At 54.3% G+C, this 25,055-nt stretch carries 16 protein-coding genes; 11 read left to right on the plus strand and 5 right to left on the minus strand.

The window, feature by feature from the left end:
* Positions 1 to 40: 40 nt before the first annotated feature.
* Entirely contained in the window at positions 41 to 1,018 is a 978-nt protein-coding gene (locus MKFW12EY_RS20855; RefSeq protein WP_245006377.1) for a TonB-dependent siderophore receptor, read from the plus strand.
* Between the two features lie 22 nt (positions 1,019 to 1,040).
* On the opposite strand, the gene MKFW12EY_RS20860 is transcribed toward MKFW12EY_RS20855, so the two are convergent.
* Positions 1,041 to 2,267, minus strand: coding sequence for an IS256 family transposase (locus MKFW12EY_RS20860; protein ID WP_221052987.1), 1,227 nt, complete (start codon positions 2,265 to 2,267; stop codon positions 1,041 to 1,043).
* Here MKFW12EY_RS20860 and MKFW12EY_RS20865 point away from each other — a divergent pair.
* The 9 genes from MKFW12EY_RS20865 to MKFW12EY_RS20905 all read left to right on the plus strand — a co-directional run bounded on the left by MKFW12EY_RS20865 (position 2,248) and on the right by MKFW12EY_RS20905 (position 13,350).
* Positions 2,248 to 3,180, plus strand: coding sequence for a TonB-dependent siderophore receptor (locus MKFW12EY_RS20865; RefSeq protein WP_221053695.1), 933 nt, complete (start codon positions 2,248 to 2,250; stop codon positions 3,178 to 3,180). The genes MKFW12EY_RS20860 and MKFW12EY_RS20865 overlap by 20 nt on opposite strands.
* A gap of 47 nt (positions 3,181 to 3,227) precedes the next feature.
* Complete coding sequence (locus MKFW12EY_RS20870; RefSeq protein ID WP_221053058.1) at positions 3,228 to 4,325, plus strand: IS5 family transposase; 1,098 nt, start codon at positions 3,228 to 3,230, stop codon at positions 4,323 to 4,325.
* A gap of 124 nt (positions 4,326 to 4,449) precedes the next feature.
* Positions 4,450 to 5,199, plus strand: a complete 750-nt coding sequence (locus MKFW12EY_RS20875) for a TonB-dependent siderophore receptor (RefSeq protein WP_245006378.1) — start codon at positions 4,450 to 4,452, stop codon at positions 5,197 to 5,199.
* 496 nt (positions 5,200 to 5,695) lie between these two features.
* A complete protein-coding gene (locus MKFW12EY_RS20880) occupies positions 5,696 to 6,205 on the plus strand; it encodes an RNA polymerase sigma factor (RefSeq protein ID WP_054763482.1) in 510 nt (169 codons plus the stop codon).
* A 243-nt stretch (positions 6,206 to 6,448) separates the two neighbouring features.
* Positions 6,449 to 8,815: a TonB-dependent receptor domain-containing protein gene (locus MKFW12EY_RS20885; protein ID WP_221053696.1), complete on the plus strand. Its 2,367-nt coding sequence runs from the start codon at positions 6,449 to 6,451 to the stop codon at positions 8,813 to 8,815.
* A gap of 228 nt (positions 8,816 to 9,043) precedes the next feature.
* Positions 9,044 to 10,267: a PepSY-associated TM helix domain-containing protein gene (locus MKFW12EY_RS20890; RefSeq protein WP_054763481.1), complete on the plus strand. Its 1,224-nt coding sequence runs from the start codon at positions 9,044 to 9,046 to the stop codon at positions 10,265 to 10,267.
* 145 nt (positions 10,268 to 10,412) lie between these two features.
* On the plus strand, positions 10,413 to 10,928 hold the full coding sequence (locus MKFW12EY_RS20895) for an RNA polymerase sigma factor (RefSeq protein ID WP_221053697.1): 516 nt from the start codon (positions 10,413 to 10,415) through the stop codon (positions 10,926 to 10,928).
* A 59-nt stretch (positions 10,929 to 10,987) separates the two neighbouring features.
* A complete protein-coding gene (locus MKFW12EY_RS20900) occupies positions 10,988 to 11,953 on the plus strand; it encodes a FecR family protein (RefSeq protein ID WP_221053698.1) in 966 nt (321 codons plus the stop codon).
* 188 nt (positions 11,954 to 12,141) lie between these two features.
* On the plus strand, positions 12,142 to 13,350 hold the full coding sequence (locus tag MKFW12EY_RS20905; RefSeq protein WP_221053699.1) for a PepSY-associated TM helix domain-containing protein: 1,209 nt from the start codon (positions 12,142 to 12,144) through the stop codon (positions 13,348 to 13,350).
* Between the two features lie 253 nt (positions 13,351 to 13,603).
* Here MKFW12EY_RS20905 and MKFW12EY_RS20910 read toward each other — a convergent pair whose 3' ends face one another.
* The 4 genes from MKFW12EY_RS20910 to MKFW12EY_RS20925 all read right to left on the minus strand — a co-directional run bounded on the left by MKFW12EY_RS20910 (position 13,604) and on the right by MKFW12EY_RS20925 (position 20,569).
* Entirely contained in the window at positions 13,604 to 15,973 is a 2,370-nt protein-coding gene (locus MKFW12EY_RS20910; protein ID WP_221053700.1) for a TonB-dependent siderophore receptor, read from the minus strand.
* Positions 15,974 to 16,141: 168 nt separating this feature from the next.
* On the minus strand, positions 16,142 to 17,110 hold the full coding sequence (locus MKFW12EY_RS20915; protein WP_221053701.1) for a FecR family protein: 969 nt from the start codon (positions 17,108 to 17,110) through the stop codon (positions 16,142 to 16,144).
* A gap of 75 nt (positions 17,111 to 17,185) precedes the next feature.
* Positions 17,186 to 17,713: an RNA polymerase sigma factor gene (locus MKFW12EY_RS20920; RefSeq protein WP_221053702.1), complete on the minus strand. Its 528-nt coding sequence runs from the start codon at positions 17,711 to 17,713 to the stop codon at positions 17,186 to 17,188.
* A gap of 417 nt (positions 17,714 to 18,130) precedes the next feature.
* A complete protein-coding gene (locus MKFW12EY_RS20925; RefSeq protein WP_245006379.1) occupies positions 18,131 to 20,569 on the minus strand; it encodes a TonB-dependent siderophore receptor in 2,439 nt (812 codons plus the stop codon).
* Positions 20,570 to 20,988: 419 nt separating this feature from the next.
* Between MKFW12EY_RS20925 and MKFW12EY_RS20930 the strand changes: the two genes are divergently transcribed.
* Entirely contained in the window at positions 20,989 to 24,828 is a 3,840-nt protein-coding gene (locus MKFW12EY_RS20930) for a P-loop NTPase family protein (RefSeq protein ID WP_221053704.1), read from the plus strand.
* Positions 24,829 to 25,055: the final 227 nt, after the last annotated feature.

Here is a 25,055-nt window from a genome sequence, read left to right on the forward strand (position 1 = left end):
ATAGGTAGTGACAACAATCATTTTCAAGGAGATAGAACCGATGTCACCCACCAAACGCCGTTGCCGCCCCGGCTTTCAATCGTCGCGATTGCAGCAAGCCGTAACAGGCATGCTGCTGCTATCCGCACTGACCGTTTCCACAGCCCCTTACGCGGAAAGCGATGCCGACACGCTAAGCGTTAAACATAACTATCACATCGGCGGCGGTTCGTTGAGCCAGGTGCTAAGCCAGTTTGCCACGACATCCGGGATGTTATTCGTCGCCGAAGCCAGACTAACCGAAGGCAAAACCAGCGCCGGGCTGGACGGCGAATATACCGTCGAAGAGGGCTTCAGGAAACTGCTGGCCAGCACCGGGCTTAGCTACTCCATCTCCAGCGATAAGACGGTGACCTTGAAAATTGCGCAGCCGCAACCCCAATCCGGCACGACGGCGATGCCGGCGGTGACGGTGGTTGGGACTGCGGTTTACGATTCGACAGATCCTTACAACGAAGACTACCGCCTACCCAATGCCAATACGGCTACCAAAACCGACACGCCGATCATGGAAACGCCGATCTCCATCCAAGTAGTACCCAAGGCGGTAATGCATGATCAGCAAGCCGTTCAGCTCGGTGACGCCATCAAAAACGTCAGCGGTGTATTTCAGGGTTTTAGTTTTGGTGGCTTTTCTGAAACATTCTTTATTCGTGGTTTTGATGCGCGTAATACTAATTACATAGATGGTTTGAGGTGGCCAGTCAGCAGAATACCGTTGGCAAATGCAGAGCGAATTGAAGTGGTAAAAGGAGCCGCTGCGAATCTTTACGGACGCATAGAGCCCGGTGGCATGATTAATGTTGTTACCAAAAGACCCCAGGCAATGCCCTATTATTCATTAGAACAACGGTTTGGCTCATACGACTTATTTCAGACGCTGGCGGATGCTACTGGCTCAATCAATGGAGATGGGTCGTTAATGTATCGAATAAATTTTGAATATTTAGACAAAAACTCTTTTCGGAGGGTGTCCTGAATTTTGTGTAAACGGGATTTAATTATCGATTGGGCATCCTGTCTTCAAACTGAATGCTAAACCGATTCAAAGCCGCTTTCCAGTCATGCAACGGCATGGTCCATTTTTGACTGATATTCATCAGGGCCAAATAGAACAATTTCGACAAGGCTTCATCACTGGGAAATGAGCCGCGATTCTTGGTGATTTTCCGCAAACTCATGTTCACCGACTCGATCGCATTCGTAGTGTAAATGATGCGGCGTATCTCGGGCGGATAGTCGAAGAAGGGAATGATTCTATCCCAATTACGTCGCCAAATTTGAGCAATGGGCGGGTAGGCCTCGTTCCACTGCGTCTCGAACTCAGCCAGCCTTTGCTCTGCTTCAACGACGCTGGCGGATTGGTATATTCGTTTGAGATCGCCGGCGATCTGTTTACGCATTTTCCAACTGACATAGTTCAGGCTGTTGCGGACTAGGTGGACGATACACAGTTGGACGGCGGCGTGTGGATAGACGGTTTCAATCGCTTCCGGGAAGCCTTTCAAACCGTCGACACAGGCAATGAAGATGTCTTGCACGCCGCGATTCTTGAGGTCTGTCACGACCTGTAACCAAAACTTGGCGCCTTCGGTTTGGGCGATCCACAAGCCCAGCACTTCCTTCTCTCCTTGCAGGTTAATCCCTATGGCCAGATAAACGGCCTTGACACGAACGGCACCGGTATCGCGCACTTTGACGTGGATACAATCGAGATAAACGATGGGGTAAACCGGATCAAGCGGCCGCAATTGCCAGGCTTTGACTTCCTCAATCACGGCGTCCGTCACCGAGGAGATCAAGGTGGGTGAAACTTCAGTGCCATACAGTTCTTCCAGATGGCTCTGGATTTCCCTGACGGTCAGACCTCGGGCATAGAGTGAAATGATCTTGTCATCAAAGCCCGTCCAGCGGGATTGGTGTTTGCCAATGATTTGCGGCTCGAACTGACCATGACGATCACGGGGAATCTCAATCGGCAATGCGCCAAAATCGCCTTTGAGGGTTTTACGGCTCTTGCCATTGCGGGTGTTGCCGGTGGCGTTGCAGACTGACTCATGCTTGGCATGGCCTAAATGTTCAGTCATTTCGGCTTCTAAGGCTCGCTCGACCAAGGCCTTGGTGAGTTGTTTTAGCAGGCCATTTTCGCCCAGCAGGTCTTCAGGTTTTTGATAGCCCGACAATAAGGTATCAATTAGGTCGGTTGGGATGGCTTTTGGTAAGGTCATAGTTACTCCTCAAAGTAAGGGCAGTTTCCTGCCTAATGGCCGTTTACACAAAAATTCTTACACCCTCTCTTTTCGCGATTTTGCTTTTACTGATCGCAAATTTGTTGCTCCCTCGTTGACTTGGAAAATCAGTGATCGCACGCAGCTTGATATCGACTTTATCTATTCAAATGAAAAATCATTGGAAGATCACGGTGTTGTTGCTAGCACCGTAACTCGTAGGCCCGTCAATATTCCTATTTCGCGCTTCTTGGGCGAACCTGCGATAGATAGAGGTAAAAACCAACTCTATAGTACTGCTGTGACGTTAAATCACGAGTTTTCTGACAATTGGAAGATTAACGCCAAGTTTAACCACAGAAACCGAAGCGCCCTCGATATTCAACATGCTGCCCCAGGCTTTTTAAACCCAGACCCTGTTGATCTGAATAGAGTGCTATGTTGTGGTTATGATACCGAAGATGTATTGGGTGGTACTATCAATGTTTCGGGTAAGTTTTCAACTGGTGATATTAAACATACTGTATTGGTTGGATGGGATTATTGGGGATCCAATAGCAATATTGATGGTTGGTTTTTAGGGCCGGCCGTTTTTGGTGGGCCAGTCAATCCTATTAATATCTTTAATCCTCAATATGGGCAATCTGGGGTAAACCTCGCAACTACAGCAAAAAATAGTTTTATAGATTCAAACACCAATTGGAACGGCGTTTATTTCCAGGATCAAATTACATTATTTGACAAACTTCATATCCTTGGCGGTGGAAGGTATGATTGGGCGAATACAGGAAGTGGATTTTCATCGATTTCTTTAGCGGACGCATCATCAAACTTCACGGATATAGAAAATCAAAAATTCAGCCCTAGCAGGCTGGTGAAAAACTCCCAAAGCTGCAGTCATCAAGGCGCATAGCCTCAGCAAACAAGTAAAATAGCGCATCTAAATTGGAGAAGCCCCCCATGCGCGGACACGATGCCATTCAAAATAGCTGGTTCAGCTACGTTAGCCTGGAAGACCGTATTCCCAAACAGCATCCGTTGCGTCGTTTACGGCTACTCGTCGATGGCGTATTGGCCTCTATGGATGCGGTCTTTGCCGAATGCTACTCCCATACTGGCCGCCCGTCGATTGCGCCCGAAAAACTGCTGCGCGCCTTGCTATTGCAAGTGCTGTACACCGTTCGTAGCGAACGCCAGTTGATGGAACAGCTGGACTACAACCTGCTGTTTCGCTGGTTTGTCGGTTTGGGTATCGACGATGCTGTCTGGGAACGCAGCGTGTTCAGCGCCAACCGCGAGCGCCTGCTGTCCGAAGCACTGAGTCGCGAGTTTTTTGAGCGGGTCTTGGCCATTGCCGAATGGCAAAACCTGGTGTCCGACGAACACTTCAGTGTCGACGGCAGCCTGATCGAAGCCTGGGCCTCGCACAAAAGCTTCGTGAAGAAAGACGGCAGCGGTCCTGATAAACCCGCCGGCCGCAATCCCGAGGTCGACTTCAGCGGCGAAAAGCGCAGCAATGCCACGCATCAGAGCACGACAGACCCCGAAGCGCGGCTTTACAAGAAAGGCGAATACACCGAGGCCAAACTGCGTTACATCACCCATGCCCTATCCGAGAATCGTAACGGCCTGATTGTCGATGTCGAAACCACCCAAGCCACCGGCACCGCTGAAATCGAAGCCGCGCAAACAATGATCAAACGCCGTGTTCCCAAAGGCGGCAGCGTCGGTGCCGACAAAGGCTATGACCAACCGGCGTTCGTCAACAAACTCAAGACGCAAGACATCAAAGCCCATGTTGCTCGCAAAAAGACCGGCAGTGCCGTCGATGGCCGCACCGCGCGCGGCAAAGCGTACGCTCAAAGCCTCAAGCGCCGCAAAATCGTCGAAGAAGCCTTCGGCTGGATCAAGACCGTCGGGGGCCTGCGTAAAACCCGCCACATCGGCTTAGCCAAAGTCGCAGGTCAGGCCTTGTTTTGCTTTGCCGCCTACAACCTGACGCGCTTGCTCAACCTATTGGTGTTCACGCCGAAACCGGCGTGGAGTGCGCCCACCTAGGGCGAAGTGCGCCTGAAAACCGTCCACAGACGGCTTCAGGCGAATAAAAAGCCCTTGAAACAGGGGCAAAACGGTTGAAACTCGATGTCATGACCGATTTCAACACGAAAAAATCACGGAAACCGTGGGTAAGGGGAAATATCAGTGGGTTTTTCACCAGCCTGCTAGGGTTGGAGTGCTATATCAACCTTGGGAATGGCTCTCAGTTTACGGAAATTTTGTTGAATCGCTTGGCGCGGCAAACACGGGTACCGGTGTCAATGGAACCAGTCTTACTCCTGAAACGGCTGAACAATTCGAAGCAGGATTTAAGACCGAATTTTTCGATCAGCGTTTGATTTCTAGTGTTTCGTATTATCACCTGACCAAGCAAAACATAAGTGTTCCGATTGCAGGTACGCAATTTTCGCAAGCGATCGGTGAAGCCCGTAGTCAAGGCGTAGAAATTGATGTTTCAGGACAAATAACAAATAGTTTAAAACTTATTGCTTCTTATGCCTATACCGATGCGGTGATTTTGAAAGGCGAAAATGCAGGAAATCGCTTATGGAATGTCCCCAGAAATGCGGGCAGTGTTTGGGCTAACTATGATCTTCAAGAGCATGGAGTCAGAGGTTTGAGCGTTGGTGCTGGAGTATTTTTTCAAGACCAACGAGAAGGGGATAGTGCAAACAGCTTTGAATTGCCGGGATATGGAAGAGTGGATGCGATGGCAAAATATCAGTTACCTATAGCAAAAGCAAAAACCACACTGCAATTCAATATCGAGAATTTATTGGATCATCAATATTACGTTGCAACTGATAATAGTAATACTTTTATTACGCCGGGCGCGCCGCGTACTTTTATGGGTTCGGTTAAAGTGGAGTATTAACCTGCTTACCCACTTTAGGGCGAGGCAACGAACCCGACGGTTAGGTGGGTTCATGCCTTTGAGCGAGTCGGGGTTTACAACCCCGACCTGAACGGTTCAAAGCCCTTTGCGGCACCTAACAACGACAAAATCCGTCCGGCTGTTGGCATTAAACGGAATGGAGGTTTTCGTCACCGAAACGCCCTAGTCATACCAGTTCCATACAAAATCATCGCCACTCCTGGCCGCTCTGATTTCTAGGTGAAAGATGAATCACACTATCAATCCAATCAGCTCGATTCGACAAACAAAACCGCTCAACGATACTCGGGTCCGCCTGAGAGTCCGCCGCCGGCGCTGGCTGACCGTGCATCTTTGATGGGGTCTGACGCTGGAACTGCTGCCCGAGGAAGCCAAGGGTACGCACCACGTACCTTTATTTGTCGTTTGATTCTTCGGGAACCATCGAATGGTATGCGGTGCATACCCTACGCATCTAACTCTATCGATTTCGGCCATGACCTCGAACTATCCCCCGCTAACCGCCGCCTTTTTACGCCATCAGCCCGAGTTGCGGCAATTTTTGGTGCGCCGGGTGAATTGCAGCGATACGGCTGCCGACTTGCTGCACGACACTTTTCTACACATCGCCAACTATCCGGACCAACGGCAAATCGCCAACAGTCGAGCATTTCTGTACCGGGTGGCCGGCAATCTGGCACTGGATTACCTGCGCGGCCAAGTCCGCCGCCAAACGTGGGACGGCGGAGAGCTGGATGACGAATGGCCCTGCCCAAGCCCGCCACTTGAACGCTACGTGCAAGGCTGGCAGCAATGGCAAGCGGTGAAAAGCTGGATTCGCGGCTTACCGCCTACCCATCGCCAGACCCTGTATCTCCATCGCCTGCACGGCAAGACGCATCGGCAAATCGCCGCCGAGTTGCAGGTCACTGAACGCCACGTCGAATACCTGCTAAGCCGGACCGGACAATGGCTGGTTGAATCCGAATTGAGCGATGGCTGTTGATAATCTTGCCCTGAAATACCGCCGGCCTCGGAAACCATCGAGTGGTATGCGGTGCATACCCTGCGCAACCGACAAGAAACACTAGTACCCATCGGCGCCTTTCAAGCCGGAATCGATGGCGACTTTGAGCGAATCACCCACACCAGTCGAAATTGAAAAAATTTTTCTATCGCCACTAAGGGTAAACCCAAACTCGCGTCGTCTTTGTCGGTAACACCATTCATAGACAAAGGAGATTGACGAATGAAACACCCCGCACCGGCCCGCCGCAGCCATTTCTTCGCCTTGGCCGCCGCCGGCTTGTTGGCGCCCGCCGTCACGGTTGCCGCCGAACCGGCCACGCAAAATTTCGACATCCCGTCCCAGGCACTTTCCTCGGCACTGACCCGTTTTTCCGCGGCAACCGGCTTGCAGGTCCTGTACGAAGGCGACATCGCCGAACGCATCACCGCCCCGGAACTAAAAGGCGTTTACAGCCCCGAACAAGCCTTGCAGAAAATGCTACGGGGCTCCGGCCTGAATTACCGGTTCAGCAACGGCAATACCGTAACGCTGGAGAAGATGGCGGTAGTGAAGCCGCAGTCGGCAGTGGGCGCGACGACATTGCCCAGTGTCACAGTGACGGGAAATGCCTATGGAGCCGTTAGTCCCAGTTTAACCACGCCATCCTTGCAAGAATCGCAAACCAAACTGAATCGTGTGGCGGGCGGAACCTCGGTGATCGATGGCGAACGGATCAAGGAAGGCGCGCCGTTGTCGGTTAGCGATGCCTTGGCGACGGCACCGGGTGTTTATGTGGGCGACATTAGCGCTGGCGCGACCGGCGGGTCTCGTATCTCCATCCGCGGTTCGGACGGCAATTCCGATATTTCGCCGATTCGCGGGATCAAAATCCTGCGTAACGGCTTGCCGTTTACCCACGCCAACGGGACTTTCGATGTCGAAATGCTCAATCTTTACGCCATCGAGCATATAGAGGTTTATCGCGGCGCCAATGCCTTGGAATACGGCGGCAGTAACCTAGGCGGGGCCATTAATTACATCACGCCGACCGGCTACACCGCCGATCCCTTGAAAATTGGCATCGTCGGCGGCACCAACGATTATTACCGACCTTATTTCAGCGGCGGTAAAGTGTTCGAAAACGGCCTGGATGTTTTCGGCACGTTTTCCTACGTCAATACCGATACAACCCGGGAAAACAATCATCAAGAACAGTTTTTAGGTCACGGCAATATCGGTTACCGCTGGAACGAAAATCAGGAAACCCGTTTGTATTTCGATGCGCAAAACCATAATTTCTTGTGGCCGGCATCGCTGAGCAAGCGGCAAATTGACCAAAATCCCCAACAAAACGCCAACGACTGGTCGCTGCCTAACGGTTTTTCATCCTACCGCTTCGATCTAAAGCATTCGGTAAAATTGCATGGCGGCGATCGACTCGATGTCGGCACTTATTATTCGATCAATAACTATCGTTACGACTATACCGATAGCGGCAATCACGACCAGTGGCAGGATGTCGGCTTCAATTGGCGGCATGAACTCAACGGTCAGTTATTGGGTTTAAATAACCGGGTGGTCTGGGGCGGTCTGACCCAATGGCAATTTATCAACGATAAAAACTACGGCGTCGTCGGCCGGCAGCTTGGGCCGTTGTTGACGGCGGAGCGCGACCGCTGGCTGAATGTCGAAGCGTTTATGGAAGATCAATTGAGTTTGACCGACAGGTTTACCTTGATTGCCGGCATCCAGTTGAATTATCGCGATGTAAACTATGAGCGGTACGAGGGCTACGTTGCCAGTGCCGCCAGACCCAGCCCTCAAGCCAATCAAGATTTCTTCACGGCTAACCCCAAGCTGGGCTTTACCTGGCAAGCCACCAACGAAGCACAGATTTACGGCAATGTCAGCCGCAGCGCCGAACCGCCAAAAATGGCCGATCTTGCCAACATTTATCTCCAACCCAAACGAAATCTGCAAACAGCCAGCACCGTGGAAATCGGTACGCGCGGACAAGCCCAGCGCTTGAAATGGGATTTGGCCTTCTATCAGTCCTGGGTTAACAACGAATACTTGATCATTGCCGATCCCAGAAATCCAACGGCGTTTTCCTCCACCAACGCCGATAGCACGACCTTGCATCGTGGTGTCGAACTCGGCTTGGAAACCACTTTGCCGCTAAATCTGGCGGCATCCGGCGATAACTTGCGGCTCAGCGGCAACTACACCTGGAATGACTTTACGTTCGACAGTGATCCCGCGCTGCGCAATAACCGCTTGCCCGGCATTCCGGAACACAATGCTTTCGTCGAAGCGTTGTACCAGCATCCCAGCGGCTTTTACATCGGCCCCAATGCCCGCATCGTCAGTTCCAATTATGCGGACTTCGCCAACACCCTGGCCGCCAAACCTTATGCGCTGTTGGGCGCGCGCATGGGTTGGGATGACGGCAAACATTGGAAGTTGTTCGTCGATGGCCGAAATTTGACCGACGAGCATTATGCGTCGTCGGTGTGGGTGATGGGTAATGCTAACGGCGCCGATTTGGAACAGTTCAATCCCGGCGCGACCCGCTCGGTATTCGGTGGCGTGGAATACCGGTTTTAAGCGATTGCGGGTTGCCAATAAATAGGCCTAAGCGTGGCGAAGCATGGCGCTCCGGCCCGAAATGACGGCGGGAATGTCACACAGTCCCGCCAAACCCGGTCGATACGATGAGGATTTCCTACGCCTAAACGTCTTATTCAAGAAAGGCGGCCAGCGCTTGATCCAGGCAACAGCAGTACCTGGTTTCCCGGCCTATTTTTCGAATGTTGACGGTAACCGGCCCCCATCATGAACAGTAATCTCTATCAACCTGACACGCTTATCCAATCCAAGCCGCAAAACCGAGAGCTGTCTCGCCTGAAAGCCCGCCGCCAACGCTGGCTGACCGTTCATTTGTGGTTGGGCCTGACGCTGGGCTTGTTGCTGTCTATTTATGGCATCACCGGCAGCATCCTGGTGTTTCATGCCGAAATCGACGAATGGTTACATCCCGAGATGTTGACGGTGCAACCACCGGCACATGCCGAATATCGACCCTTGGCGGAAATTTTCGCGGCCGGCAAGCAGGCGATGCCGCCAAACGCTAAACATAACTTCGCCACCTATCCGCGCAACGAATTCGCGGCCTTCAAACTGCGGTACGCAGTTGCTGGTGCTGACGGTTCGCTGGAAAACTGGGAAGTTGCCGTTGACCCGTATACGACTAATATCACGGGTAAGCAACTCAAGAGGCGTTCCAGCGACTGGCTACCCAGCACTTTTATCGGCTTGATGTTTGAATTGCATTTCGCCTTGTTGATTCCGGGAGACCTCAGTGAGCCGATAGTCGGCGGGTCCGCCGCGTTATTGATTATTTCGACCTTGACCGGCCTGATCGTCTGGTGGCCGCTGACCGGGCATTGGCGCAATGCCCTGACTTTTAAGGCCAAGGCAGGCAGAGTCCGCTTCAATTACGACCTGCATAAAACCAGCGGCTTTTACACGCTGTTGGTGATGGTGCCGGTACTGTTTTCCGGGATTTACATGGTACTGCCGCACAACGTGGTGCCGGTGCTGGAGCTGTTCTCGCCAGTGACTTACCGCTACTGGTTTCAATCCCAACCGCCTTATCCAAATGCACCGACCATCGGCATGGACGAGGCGGCGGCGATTGCCTTCAAACAATACCCGCAAGGCCGTCCGCACTGGATTTACGGCGCCGCCGAGCCGACCAAAACCTATACGGTTTGCCAGGACGGCGTCGATGCACCCGGCAGCATCCTGCAACGGCGCTGCACGGTGATCGACCGCTACAGCGGCAAGATTCTGGACTTGGACGATCCGAGTTTGCCGACGGCCACGGCCGGCGAAATTTTCACCCACTGGCAATGGCCGCTGCATTCCGGCCAGGCCTTCGGCATGACCGGGCGGATTTTGGTATTCATCACCGGTCTGGCCTGCCCGGTGCTGTTCGTCACCGGCGTGATTCGTTGGCTGCAAAAACGGCGGGGCGGGCGCCGCTCAGCAAAATAAACTGCGTCATTTGACCGGTCGGCTGGGCGATATCGCACACTTCCCGCCGCCGCAACCACGCCAACCGACTGATAACACTGGCATTTCTCTATGGCACAAAACTGGCTGAGTGTTCCGCCAATACCAAATGCCAATTCCATAAACCATGAGTCTGGACATCAGTGCCCTGTACCGGCGGTACCGCAGCGAGTTGCTGCACCATTTGCAACGGCTGGTGCAATGCCCGGATGCCGCTCAGGACTTGCTGCAGGAAAGTTACGTCATTCTGAGCCGCAGCGCCGCCGTTGGCGCGATCGAGCATCCGCGCGGTTTTTTGTACCGCATCGCCGGCAACTTGGCTCTGGACCATTTGCGGCATAACAAGATCGTGGACGCGCACCGGACCGCCTGGGCTACCCACGAAGCCGAGCCGTTTCCCGATGCGGCGGAGCAACTGTCGGACCAACAATGGCGGGCGCTGTTGCATCAAACCATTGCCGAACTACCGCCGCGCTGCCGAGATGCTTTTATCCTGCACAAATTACACGGCAGCAGCTACCGCGACATCGCCAAGCTGTTGGATATTTCCGAAAGCGCCGTGGAAAAGCACATCATCAAAGGCTTGGCGCATTGCCGCCGGCGCCTGGGCGTCCATTTCAACCGCCCTTACCGTGATAGCTGAGGCTCGGCCGGCTCCGGCCGCCAGCTCGATATTCCCTGCTGCCGCTATATAATCCGGCCATGACCCAGCACCAGCCCGTTTCCGTATCCGACGCCGCCGCCGAGCAGGCCATGGCCTGGTTCGTGCGTTTGCGCGCCGAAACGGCGACGCAGACCGAGCGCGACGAGTTTCAACGCTGGTACCGGGCCGATCCGGCCCACCGCCGGGCTTATGCGCAAACGGCGGCGTTTTGGGGCGACGCCGAATTCGGCCGGGCCTTGGCCGCCGCGGAATTAACTGCGCCGCCCAGCCCGCGGTTGCGCATTCGGCGCGCGGCTCCGGCCCTGGCTGCCGCGGCCTGCCTGATGCTGCTGCTCGCCGGCTACCGGCCGACGCTGGATTGTTGGCGAGCCGATTACTGTACCGGCGTCGGCGAAATCAAAAGTTTCAGGCTGGGCGACGGCAGCGAAGTCACTCTGAATTCGGCCAGCGCGATCAGCGTCGACTTGAACGACGGCTTGCGCCGGGTCGAATTGCGCCAGGGCGAAGCCTTTTTCGACGTGCAACCCGAGCCGCAGCGGCCGTTTCAAGTCAGCGGCCGCTACAGTACGGTGCGGGTGCTGGGCACTCGCTTCGCCGTCAGGGAAGACAGCGCCGACGCCAGCGTCAGCGTGGTCAGCGGCCAGGTAGCCGTCGCCCGGCCCGAAGCCGAACCGGCTTTATTGCAAGCCGGCGACAGCATTACCGTTGCCGCCCGCCGCAGCGGCGATATCCGGCACAGCCCGGCGGCCGGCGGCACGGCCTGGCTCAAGGGCTACGCGGCGTTCGAAAACGCGCCGCTGAGCGAGGTCGTGGCCGAACTCGGCCGTTACCGCCGAGGAACGCTGGTTATTCGCGGCGCACCGCTACGCGACTTGAAAATCAGCGGCCGTTTCGACATCCGCGATACCGACAAAGCCTTGGAGTCGCTGCAGCAAACCTTACCGATCCGGGTAACCCGGCTCACGCCCTGGCTGGTCTTGATCGGCAAAAGCGCGCAGGGCTAACCGCGGCATCCGACTTTGCCGAATCCTCGCTACCTGGCCTGAAAAGGCAGGCTTCGTCTCCTAAGCGCCGGGCCAATTTCGGCCGACCGCTCCCGCCCAACCCACCGATTTTGGCGCCGATGTAGGGAATTGCCGCGCCCATACGTCTTACCGGATATAAACCTTTTTTCGGAATCAAGGAGTATCCCATGAACTTGCGCCCCTTCTGGGTGGTTGTACACCGTTACGCCGGCTTGGCGATGACGGTTTTTCTGGTCATCGTCGGCCTGACCGGCAGTTTGCTGGCTTTCTACCACGAGCTGGATAGCTGGCTTAATCCGGCATTCTCGGCGCCGGCCGGCAACCGGCCGCGCATGGGTTTGCCGAGCATCCTGGAACGGGTGGAAACGTTGGCGCCCAACGCCCGTTTCCAATCGGTGAGCCTGAGCGACGACGCCGTCGAAGTCTGGGTCGCGCCGAAGACCAATCCGCTGGACGGCAAACCTTACGCGTTGGATTTCGACCAGTTGCTGTTGAACCCCTACAACGGCGACGAACTGGGGCGGCGCAAGTGGGGCGATATCGGCCAGGGCCTGACCAATTTGCTGCCGTTCGTTTACCGCTTGCATTACGCCTTGGCGCTGGGCGAAATCGGCGGCTGGATCCTGGGCATTACCGCGCTGGTGTGGACGCTGGACAGCTTCGTCGGCTGTTACCTGACGCTGCCGCCGAGCCGGCGCCCTGCCGCGGCAACGCCGGCCAAGCCGTTTTGGCCGCGTTGGGCTCCGGCCTGGAAGATCAAATGGCGCGGCTCCGCCTATCGGATCAATTTCGATCTGCACCGCGCCGGCGGCCTATGGTTATGGCTGTTGCTGCTGGTGTTCGCCTGGTCCAGCGTTTACATGAACCTGAGCGACAGCGTCTATGCGCCGGTGACGCGGACGCTGGTCGGCGAATACCACGAACCGTGGCTGGATTTTCCGGATCTGGATAAACCGCTGGAAAATCCGGCCATCGCTTGGCGCGACGCCTACCGCATTGCCGGGGAACTGATGGAACAGGCTACCCATGCACACGGCGTGTCAATCGAAAAGCCGGTATCGTTCCGATACAACGCCGAAAAAGGGTTTTACGTTTACGTCGCCCGCAGCGGTGCCGACATTCAGGACAAAGGCGGCGATACCCGATTGGTGTTGGATGCTACGACCGGGGCGCAGAAATTGCTGCTGTTCCCCAGCGGCCAATATGCCGGCAACACCGTGTCCAGTTGGCTGGCCGCGCTACACACCGCCAACGTGTTCGGCATGCCGTACCGGATTTTGGTCTGCACGCTCGGCCTGGCCATTGTCATGCTGGCGGTGACCGGCGTCGTGATTTGGTTGAAAAAGCGGCGGGCGAGGTTGGCCAAGGCTGCCTGATCCCGCCGATGTAGCAGCCACTCAATAAACCCAATCCAGTTAAGTTGATCGATTCGGTTTTCATGGCCTTCTTTGAAATACAGGGAGGCCGGCCGCACTTAACTGCACTGTCTATAAACCCGGCTCTTGCTTTCGCCAGGGTCAGTCGAAGTCCAAGGTGAAGCCTGGTCTTGTACGACCGACCGATGGGTATGAGTAGTTAGAGAGCCGGCAAAAACTAGGCTGTTATCCATATGGCCTAGCTGTTCCAAGGCTAATACTCGATCTTGATCGCCCCCATGAAGGTACGCGGGTTACCGTAATAAGTCGGCCCATAACTGTAAATCGAGGCGTTATACGTTTTATCCAGCAAGTTATCGATGTTGAGTTGGGCTGTCACTTTGGTTTGTCCCACCTTCCAGTCCTTGCTGGTCATCAGATTCATGATCGCATAGCCCGGTGCCTGTGCCGTTTCGTAAAAGCCGATTTCCCGCTGGCTGACCGCTTGCATGCCGACGCCAAACTTCAAACCGCGTAAATCGCCTTGCTGCAATTGGTAAGTGGTCCACAGGCTACCGTTATGCTTGGGGGCATTGTTCAAACGTTTACCCACCACGGCCGGATCGGTTTCGTCGGCAATCGTTTTGGCGAACGACATATAGGAATAAGCCCCGATCACGCTCCAACCCGGCGCAAGTTCGCCGGATAAGTCGAATTCGATACCTCGCGATTCCGCTTCGCCCAAGGCTCGGGTATATGCCAGATAGCCGGCAATCGGCGCGTTGCGCTTGGTCAAATCGTAATAGGCCAGCGTCGCGGTGAAGCGGCCATCGAACAATTCGGTTTTGGCGCCGACTTCCCATTGATCTGCGGTTTGCGCGGGTAGCGGTTGGCCGTCCAAGCCGAAGTTGCCGGGCATGCCGAAGTTCTCGGTATAGCTACCGTACACCGAAAACTCCGGAATCGGCTGCCATACCAGACCGCCTCTCGGCGACACGCGCTCGGAATGGGTATCCGGGCTTCGGCCGCTGCCGAATTCACCGCTACTGCTGGAATACATATCGGCGTTGTCGTAACGCAAGCCAGCCAACAGATGGATATGGAACGGCAATTCCGCTTGATCCTGAGCGTAAAGCCCGAACCACGGCAACGTCGAATTCGAGTATGTCACGTCGCTGGGTAGAATGGTCGGCGGAGCTGCCCTATGCACGGGATTGTAGAGATTGCTGTTGTCGTAAAAATCCGGATTGGAACCAAAACCCGCCATCGTCGCCCGGTAATCGGTTCTGTAGTAGTCGCCACCTAACAGAATATTGTGTTTGACAAAGCCGGTTGCGAATTTGCCGGTCAATTCCAACGCATTATAAAAATTGTGCTGAAAGTCGTCGCCATCGGTGTTTTGCGCAAAAAAAGCTCTACCGACGTTTCCGGTGGCTGGATCCGCACTCGATCCATGAATTGCCGATATCGTCTGCTTGTAGTTTTTAAAATTGAACCGATGCCGGAGTTTCCAGCGGTCGTTGAAGTCATGCTCGGTATTTAACGCCAGCATCACATATTCGTCTTCCGTAAAACTCCACGGCTCGCCCAAATTGCGTTCTCTGGCTATCGGCGCGGGGCCATTCCCTAACAACGGCACCCTACCGTTACCCAATTCCTTGATCTTGCTGTATTCGAGTTTGACAGTGCTGACCGTGCGCTCGGAGATATTCCAACGCAAGGTCGGCGCCACCAGCAAGCGTTCGTTGCCGCCGAACTCCTGAAAGGAATGATTGCTTTGGTAACCCAGGTTAAAACGATAGGCAAGACTCTTGTCGTCGTTCAACGGCCCGGTGGCGTCGACACTGGTTCGATAAAGGTCAAACGAACCGAATTGCTGACGCAAGGCGTAATACGGCCGATCCAAAGGCTGTTTGGTGACGAAATTGACGATCCCGCCCGGCTCGGCACGACCGTACAGGATGGAGCCGGGCCCCTTTAACACTTCGACCCGCTCGACGTTTTCCAGGTCTTCTGTATGAGCCCACTCGCCTTGGCTCTTGTAACCGTCTCGATAATTGAGATAACTGCCGAAACCGCGGATAAAGAAGGTACCGCTGCCGCCGAGTCCGCTGCTGACGCCGCTGACATTGCGTAACGCTTGTTCGATAGTAATAGCCTGTTGGTCCTTCAGCACGCTTTGCGGAACCACCTTGACCGACATCGGAGTTTGCATGATCGGGGTATCGGTTTTGGTCGCGGTACTGGCGTGGCGGACCTGGTAATCGGTGTTATACGGGTCGGTCGTGTCGTAAATTGCCTTAGCGCTAACCATGACCGCCCCCAACGTTGTCGTTTCCTGGCGATTTTCGCCCGGTCGTAACGTCACCGTGCCGCTACCGTCGATGGTGTAGATCAATCCGCTGCCGCTGATCAGGCGGCGCACGGCTTCCTCTAGCGTAAATTCGCCATGCAATGCCGGTGCGTTTTTACCGGCAGCGGCTTGTTCGGTATACAGCATCGCCGCGCCGGATTGTGCGGACAATTGCTGCAACGCAGCGGCCAAATCTTGGGCCGGAATGTCGAACCGGTGTTTGCTGCCGTCGGCGAAAGCCGGCGCCGAAACCAGCGCCGCAACGGCCAGAGGGGCGAATTTCAAGGTCATACTCCATGTCTCCAGTTGAAAAGGGTTCATGGACATAGACGCAAGACGTAAAAAATGCCGCCAGCCGTGCAACGAATTTCGATGCGGTGCAGTTTCAGGCAGCATTTATTGTTGAAGCCGAATAACGTTTCGTAATCGCAGCCGGGGCTACGCGGTCCGACTTCGGGATTAGCGGGCTTTTCCTGTCGGCTCCAGCACGATTTCCCGTTCGCTGAGGCGGATGATGTTCACCGGCAACAACGTGGCGACGGCGTTCAACAATGCGTCCAGTTGTTCGGTGCGGAAGCTGCCGTTGACCCTGAGCTCCGCCAGCTTCGGGTCGGGCAGGCGGATATCGACGTCGTGGTAGCGGCTGATTTCACTGACCACATCGGCCAGGCGCCGGCCGCGGAACACCAGCAAGCCCTGGCGCCAGGCGGTGGCGCCGGCCGGATCGCTATGCGGCAAGGCCTGGAAACCGCCGTCGTTGCTATAGGCCAATTGCTGGCCGGCGGCAAGTTGCTTGCGCTCGCCGCCGCCTTCCAGTTCCACTACGCCTTCCAATACCGTCACGCTGGTTTGGCGAGCTTGTTTATAAACGTCGAACGCGGTGCCGATATCGCGGACTACGGCGTTATCGGTATGGACGCTAAACGGCCGGGCGGCATCGTGGCGTACGCTGAAGAACGCTTCGCCGCGCACCAATTCCACCCGGCGCCGGAAGCGGTTGTAACGCACCCGAACTTCCGAGTCGGCGTTCAATTCCAGGTTGGAGCCGTCGGCCAGCGCCACGGTGAGGCGCTGGTTTTTGCCGGTAGAGTAACTATGCGGCAGGCCGTACCAACCCTGCGGCGAAAACAAGGCCCAGCCGGCAACCAGCAACAGGCTGGCGGCGGTGGCGAACGCGGCGCAGCGGCGGCCGGCGCGGCGCGGCCGGTAGCTTAGAGCTTCGTCTCTGGCTTGGAAGTCTTGCCCTTCGAATTGCCGCATCCAGGCCCATTGCCGCTCGGCTTGGCGGTACGCTTGCGGATGGGCGGGGTCGGCCGCCAGCCAGGCCGAAAAATCGCGTTGCACGCTCGCATCTTGCGGCGACTCGCGCCGCCGCAACAACCAGGCGATGGCTTGGTCGCGTTGAGCTTGGGTACAGGAAGGCGGCATCGGCGTTGCGCGGATTTCGGGTAAATGAAGAGGCGGCAGTTTACCGGACATAGGCTAGACGGATAAAGCGCACGGTTACCGCCAGTCGGCGTCCGGGTCGGCGCTTAGCTTGGCGCTGATGTGCTGCATAGCCAGCATCACGTAACGCTCGGAACAGCGCACCGAGATACCGAGCCGAGCCGCGATTTCGGCGTGGGAGCAACCTTCGATCCGGTACAGCATGAAGGCGTGGCGGCGCAGTTCCGGCAGTTCGGCCAACCACTCGGAAAACCGCTCCAGTTGCTGCTGGGTCTGCCAGTATTGCTCCGGAGAGCGGCCGTGGTCGGCAATGTCGTCGATTTCCGCATCGGCGTCGGCAAAACGGGCGCGAGTCTCCCGACGGCGGTGGCGGTCGACGGTCAAATTGGCCGCAGTTTGAAACAAAAACGCCCTGGGATTTTGAATGGCGTCCGGCTCCGGATACTGCGACAAGCGCAGAAAACTCTCCTGCACGATGTCGCCGACATCCGGCTCCTTCGGCCAACGGCCGCGCACAAAGGCGCCGACTTCCGGCGCGTGGCTCAGAAACAGCGTGTGTAAGAATCCTGAAAAATCTTTGGGCATCGGCGCGGGCGAGTTCGGCAACGGCTGGCGCTGAGCGAGCAAGGTTTACGCCAAGATGCCGAAAATGCGCCTATGCCGCAGGTCCGACCCGCCGCCCCGGCCGGACCGTATCGCGATGGCCGTTAGAAACCGGGCCGGCCGATTCGCTCCGGATTTGCCGAATCAGTAACGGATACGCGAGATGCCGCAGTTTTTTTGGAAAACGTGGCATTTCACACAATTGGGTAACCCGACCCTCCAATACCGCTCGCTTTGTCGAAATCTTAATCGGCCCGGGCCTCGGCCAGCTCCCCCCGAGCGGAACACCCGCGCGATCAAAAGCGGGCCAATAGGCTTTTGGACAGCTTCCGCCCGGCACGAGGTTGCTGCCGGGGCGTATCGCGCCGGCCACGAACCGCACCGCGCATGCCGCAACATTCAATACTCCAGCTTGATCGAACCGATTACCGACAGCGGCTCGGCCGGCAGGTTGTAACGGCGTGCGCGCATACTGTAATACTCTGCATCATTCACGTTGTTCAGGTTAACTTGCGTCGTCAGCCGGGTGTCGCCGAGTTTCATTTTGTAGGCCGCCATCAAATCCAGGCGGGCGTAGGCACCGTCGGAATAGCTGTTTTCAGGATCGCCGTAGCGGCGGCCGGCGGTGTAAACCCCGGTGCCGATACTGAAGCCGTTCAACACCCCGGAGCTAAAGTCGTATTTCAGCCAGAGACTGCCTTGATGGATGGGGGCATAAGGTAGCCGGCGGCCGACATTTGCCGAAGCGTTTCGCGGGTCGTCAACGACTTTGGCATCGGTATAGGCATAGGTGCCGACCACGCTTAAGCCTTCGTAAATCCGGCCTTGAATATCCAGTTCCACGCCATTGCTTTGGCCTTTGACCGGCACCGATATCCGCGGATTGGGATTATTGCTGTCCTGGTAAAACTGGGTACGTTCCAGATCGAAATAGGTCAAGTTTGCGGTCAGCTTGCCGTCGTAAAATTGGGTTTTGATACCGCCTTCGAATTGAGTGGCCGAAAACAACGGGTAAAGCCGGGCACCGCCCAAATCGTAATCGTTCGCCGGCCCGAAAGACTCGGAAAAGCTGCCGAATACCGACAACCAATTCACGGGTTCGTACAGAATGCCGACCCGCGGACTGATAAAGATATCGCTACGCGCGTCCGCGCTATTGGGCCCATTCCAGCTTAGATTCTGAAAGCGCTGCACCCAGTCGTAACGGAAACCGCCGAGCAGATGCAGTTTGTTCCAAAACGTCATCTGGTCCTGAAAGTAAATGGCTTTCGACGTGTTTTGCGTGACGATGTTGCTAGTCGTCGGCGGCGTGTTGCGGTACTGGTCTATGGGCAAATTGGAGTTTTGCGGATCGAAGGTAAACAGGTTGATAAGATCGTTGCCGTTTATCACGCCGTCGCCGTTTTCGTCGACTCTGGCGTTGTAGACTTGGTAGTCCAAATTGGTGTCGTGGTACTCGCCGCCGAATAGCAGCTTGTGTTTGACGCCGAAGGTATCGAAATCGAAGGCACCGTTGATCCAGGCAGTCAGCGAGTCGGTCCCCTCCGGGCTGAACCAGGTGCTGCGCGCCACTTTTTGATAGTCGGCGCTCGCCGGATTTTCATTGACCCGGCCCAGGTAAATCCCTTCCCAATTCTTTTTGGTTAAATAGCCCACCGCCCCCGCATTCAGCTTGACGTGATCGTTGACGCGGTGATCGATCCTGAAATCCAGCGTATCGTTGATCATGGAATTGCTTAGGCCGGATTGGGCAAAGGTGCGCTCGATCGGCAGATTGGCGATTTTGTTGCCGAACGCCGGCGTACCGGCATCGTAGGTGTAGTCGTCGTCGAAATGTTCGTACGATAGCGTCAGCTTGGTATCGGGCGACACTTGCCAACTGATGCTGGGCGCAAAAAACACCCGCTCGTTGCCCATAAACTGGCGGAATGAGCCGCTATCCAAATACGAAAAATCCACGCGGTAATTCAAGCCGTGTTTCTTGTCTATCGGCCCGGTCGCGCTGGCTTCCGTGCGGTAAAAATCGTAAGAACCGAAGCGCTGCTCTATCGAATAATACGGCACGTCGCTGGGCTGCTTGGTGACGGTACTGATCATGCCGCCCGGATCGCTGAAACCGTAAAGCATGGCCGAGGCGCCCTTCAACACTTCCACCCGTTCGACGTTGGCCAGATCGAATTTGGTAAACGGGATCCGGACGCCATTACGGTAACCGACCGTGCTTTGCAGAAAACCGCGCAACACAAACTGCTCGAACATGCCGCCGTAGCCATGGTAGCTTTGCACGCCGCTGACGTTCTTTAGCGCATCCTGCAGCCGATAGGCTTGTTGATCCTGCATGACGCGCCTAGTAACGACCTGGATCGATGCCGGCGTTTCCATGATCGGCGTGTCGGTTTTGGTCGCGAGGGCGGTATTGGACCGGGTATAACTCAGGCTATATGGGTCCTCATCGTCGTATAGCGGCTGCCCGACCACGGTGACTGCCGGCATGGCCGTCGGATTAGCCGATTGCGGTCCGGCCGGATTTGCCGTTTTCTGCAACGTCACCGTGCCGTCTGCTGCCGTTTTGGCAGTCAGGCCGGAACCTTCCAATAACTTTTGCAAAGCCTGCTGCGGCGCAAAGCGGCCTTGCACGGCATTGCCGCGTAAATTGCCGGCCAGTTGCGAGCTGAAAAACACCTTGACGCCGCTGGCTTCGGAAAATTGCAGCAACGCATCGGCCAGCGGGGCCGCAGGTATCGCAAAATCGATTGCGCTTTCCGCCGCGCACCAGGGGCTGGCGCTCATTGCGGCGGCAAACAAAGTCGTACAAATGGTGGAGAAGCGTTGGCTCATCTTGCCTCCTGGCATGGGTTAGCTTGTGCGCGGAGGCGGCGGCCGATCTACGCCGCCGCGTTATCCGCGGATTCCTATGCAAAGACGAAGCAGGCGTTGGGTTTTATAACCAGGCGGGAAGAAAAAATTTTGGCGGTTGGCCGGTAAGGCAACTGGACGGCAATCCTTGCCAAGGCTTCCAGGGCTGTTCTCGGCATAGTCCATGGCAAATCGGCCAGGCATGCGGATTAAAACCGGCGCCGGTTCCGGTGCAAACCGGGCCATTGGTTCCGTTAGGATTATGCCTGTGTTTAATGACGGTTTTTTGAGGTGAAATGTCGCTAACGCCCCTGAGCGTAAGCCTATGTTTTAAATTTAAATGCCTGGTTTCAACCTTATACTGATCAGGCTAAAACCTTATTATTAATTTACTGATAGATATGCACCCTTTTTTTGAAGTCACAGTCTCGGATGTTCAAAAACTGAATGATGAGCAGGCTCGTGAATTGATTGCTCGGCTTTGTAAAGCCGAACTTCAGTCCTTAGGTATTGGAACAGCTCCAGTCACATGGGGGGGCGATCAACGAGCGAAAGACGGAGGAGTTGATGTTAGAGTCGATATTCCACCGCCATCCTTAGTATCTGGCTATATACCCCAGGGGGTAACTGCTTATCAGGTCAAAGCCGAAAAGTTTGAACCTTCAAAAATTCCCGGTGAAATGGCTCCAAAAGGCAAATTACGTCCGGCAATCGTGGAGCTGAGCAAGAATTCCGGCGCGTATATCATCGTGTCGACAGTAGACAATTGTTCCGACTCGTTTCTAATCAGTCGTAAACAAGCCATGTCGAAGTGTCTGGAGGAACACGGACTAACTGAACACCTTGAACTCGACTTTTATGATAGCCGACGGATTGCCGACTGGGCCGGGAATCATCCTGGTGTTTTGGTCTGGTTACGGGACGTTTTGCGTAGGCCTATCCAAGGCTGGAAACCCTATGGACCTTGGGCCTATCAAGAGATTTCTATTGATGATGAGTATCTGCTTGACGACAAGATTAAGGTATTCGTTCCAAATACTGATGAAGCGATTTCCGTAATTGACGCCCTCAAACGCCTTCGAGAGGAACTGTCAACACCGCGCACCTCAGCGCGAATAGTCGGACTCTCGGGAGTTGGAAAAACGCGGCTCGTTCAAGCTTTGTTTGACATCCGTATAGAAGCATCAAGCGCGCTAGATCGAGAGAACGTTCTCTATACCGATCTATCGGACGATCCAAGCCCTCAGCCAACCGCAATGCTCGAAGCATTGATTCAAGATGAATCGAGTTGCGTGGTAATAATCGACAACTGCGGACAGAACGTACATGCAAAACTCACCGAAATCGTCCAGCGCCCAGAGAGCAAGATACGCCTAGTAACTGTTGAATATGACATCAAAGACGATTTGCCAACCGGCACGGCATGCTACCGGCTGGAAGGATCGTCTGATGAAGTGATCGCAAAATTACTGAAGCGTCACTACCAAATGCTGTCGGACTTGGACGTGCATAAGATTGTCGAGTTTTCCGCAGGTAACGCTAGGGTCGCATTTGCCCTCGCGTCAACCTCTTCGACGAAAGGACAGTTGGCTCAACTCAGGGATGAGGATCTTTTCCGGCGCCTGTTTATTCAAAAGCAATCCGAAAGCGACGAGCTTCTTAGATGCGCGAAGGCTGCAAGCTTGGTTTATTCGTTCGACGCGGAAGACGATTCGGAAACTTCTGAGTTGGCCATACTCGCGGCTGTCGGCGACGTTTCAATATCGGCATTTTTGAGGAATGTCGCAGAGTTAAAACGACGAGGCTTGATTCAGGCACGCGGCAAATGGCGCGCGGTATTGCCTCATGCCATTGCAAATCGTCTAGCGATGCGATGTTTGGAGGATTTTTCTCCACAATTTTTGATAAAAAAATTTGTTTCCGAAGCGTCTGCGCGTGTAGCGCGGTCATTTTCCCGTCGGCTGGGTTACTTGCACGAATCAGAAGTAGCCGCCGCCATAGTTAGCGAGTGGTTAAAACCCGGAGGCTTATTAGGGGATACGACTAGGTTCAACGAGCTTGAATGGCAAATGCTGGAAAACATAGCGCCGGTTAACGAATCTGCCGCTCTTGATACCCTACTTCGGGCAACCGATAACGAAGAACTCATATCGCATTCCAATGAGAAGCGCGCGGAATTTACCCTATTGCTTCGATCCCTTGCATACGAGGCTGATTTATTCGAAAAGGCAGCTTCCACTTTATTGAAATTTGCTTTGGCCGAACCCGAGGAAGGAAGCTCTAATTCAGGACGTAAGATCCTAAAATCGTTATTTTATTCGCATTTCTCTGGAACGCTAGCTTCGCCAAAACAGCGGACTGAATTTGTAAATGCGTTAGTTTTGTCGAACGACGATGCGAAGTTAAAGTTGGCAATTAGCTTGTTGGAGGCAGGACTTGAGGCATGCCATTTCTCGTCAAGTTTCGGCTTCGATTTTGGCGCACGCAAACGGAGCTATGGGTGGTATCCAAGAACGCTTGATAATTTTCGAAACTGGTATGGTGCTTTTGTCCAACTTGCCGCGCAGGTTGGAAAATCCGACACCCCGCTTGGGTTGAATGCCAGAGGCATATTGGGTAGAGCCATTCGCGGCCTTTGGGGGGACGAATGGCTGAATGAAACATTAATCGAAGTTGCCCAAGAGCTCGCTGCCGTGGATGGCTGGCCTGACGGATGGATAGGTATCCGTAACGCGCTTAGGTGGAAAAAAGAAGCAATAAACGGGGAATCCCTGGAGCAATTGAAAATGCTCGAAAAACAGTTAGCCCCGTGCGATCTGTGGGGGAAAATTCAGGCGAAAATATTGCGGCGCGGCGATTACAGTGTTGAACTGGACGGCGAATATGAGGATGAGCCTGACCATAATTCCGGGCTTGGATGGTACGAAAGGATATTAGAAGAAGCGGAAGTTCTTGGAAAAGCCGCGGCCACAGATGAAACAATGCTATCCGACTTACGCCCTTTTCTATCTCACTCAGGACACACAAACAAACCGTATTGTTTTGGTATTGGCGTGGGTAAGGAGCATTCCGCCGTTAGCGCTCTCATTAATCAAATTCACGCGATTATCGATAGTAATCCTAACCGGGCATTTGACCTGCAATTTGTGCACGGCTTGTTAGTAGGGTGGCATTCGGTAAAACCCCAAGAAGTCGGAATTTTTATGGACTCGGCTATCGGCGATCCGGTTTGGGCCGCTTATTTCCCCATGCTGCAACTTTCGGTGCAAGTCGATGACGTTGCGTATGACAGGCTAATCAAGTCGCTGGAAATAGGACTGGCACCCAGTTGGCGCTACGCTCAGCTTAGTTTAGGACGCAGAACGGACTCACTTTCAGTGAAACAACTTTCTGTGCTGCTGAATCTGCTGAAGTCAAAGCCGGACAATGGAACAGAGGTGGCGATACACATCATTTACATGGTGATTCATTGCGCTGCTGATAAAGACGCGAACTATCGACAGGAATTGCAAGCCTATGTCGCTGGTTTTGTGGCTGAAATAGATTGGACGCGATTGAATTTTGAAAATCACAATTTTGATTACCATCTTGAGAAAGTCATCGAATTTGCGCTTTCAGGAAACGACCCTTACAAAATCACGAAACTTTCCATAGAACGTTTGCTTGCGCAAGGTGATTTCAAATTTATGATGCGCTGCGGAGACCTGCATAGACCGTTTTTCAAGGAAAATCCAATTGATGCGCTAAATGGGGTCTATTGCAACGATGAGGTGAGTTCGATGCAGCGTTTGCTTATTTTGCAGACGAGTAGGAATGACGAAACAGCTTTGGCTGATGTGCCGGCAGATGCAATTATCGAATGGTGTAAGGGTTCTCCGGTTGAAAGATGTAAATTCGCCGCCGAGGGATGCAAACTTTTTGATTATCAAAATGCCAACGATCTGAACAATGACAATGTTCTTTCAATTTCTGCGAACGCAATTGCCATACTAGAGATTGCGCCAGACAAGAAGAAAGTTCTCGAGATTTTAGTCCGTCGTTTTTCTCCCAGTCATTGGTCAGGTTCTCGCGCTGCAATTATGCGACAGAGGCTTTCCCTAATTGATCAACTCAATCCTCTTGACGATCCCGAGCTTTCGAATTTGATTTCAGCAGAAAAAAAACGACTGTCAGATGCAATCTCATCGGAAGAAAGATGGGAACAAGAATTGGAGAGACGGGAAACTGGCAGTTTCGAATAAGCCAGCACATCCGGCGTAACCAAGTTGAAATAACTTAAATGCAAGCTTTGCACAAATAACTACTTTCAGACAGCTATCCATTCAGGTGCGGTCACTGACGTTAGAAACGCAGTAGTCCAGAATGGCCGGCCTGCGCCGTTGTGCGGTTTTGAAATTCAAAACAGTGGAATATTTCACGGAGTACCCCAGTTCCCGCAGTGGCGTCAGCGGCCTCGGCTGAGATCGCC

Source organism: Methylomonas koyamae, assembly GCF_019669905.1.
In the GTDB taxonomy this organism is placed as follows: Bacteria; Pseudomonadota; Gammaproteobacteria; order Methylococcales; family Methylomonadaceae; genus Methylomonas; species Methylomonas koyamae.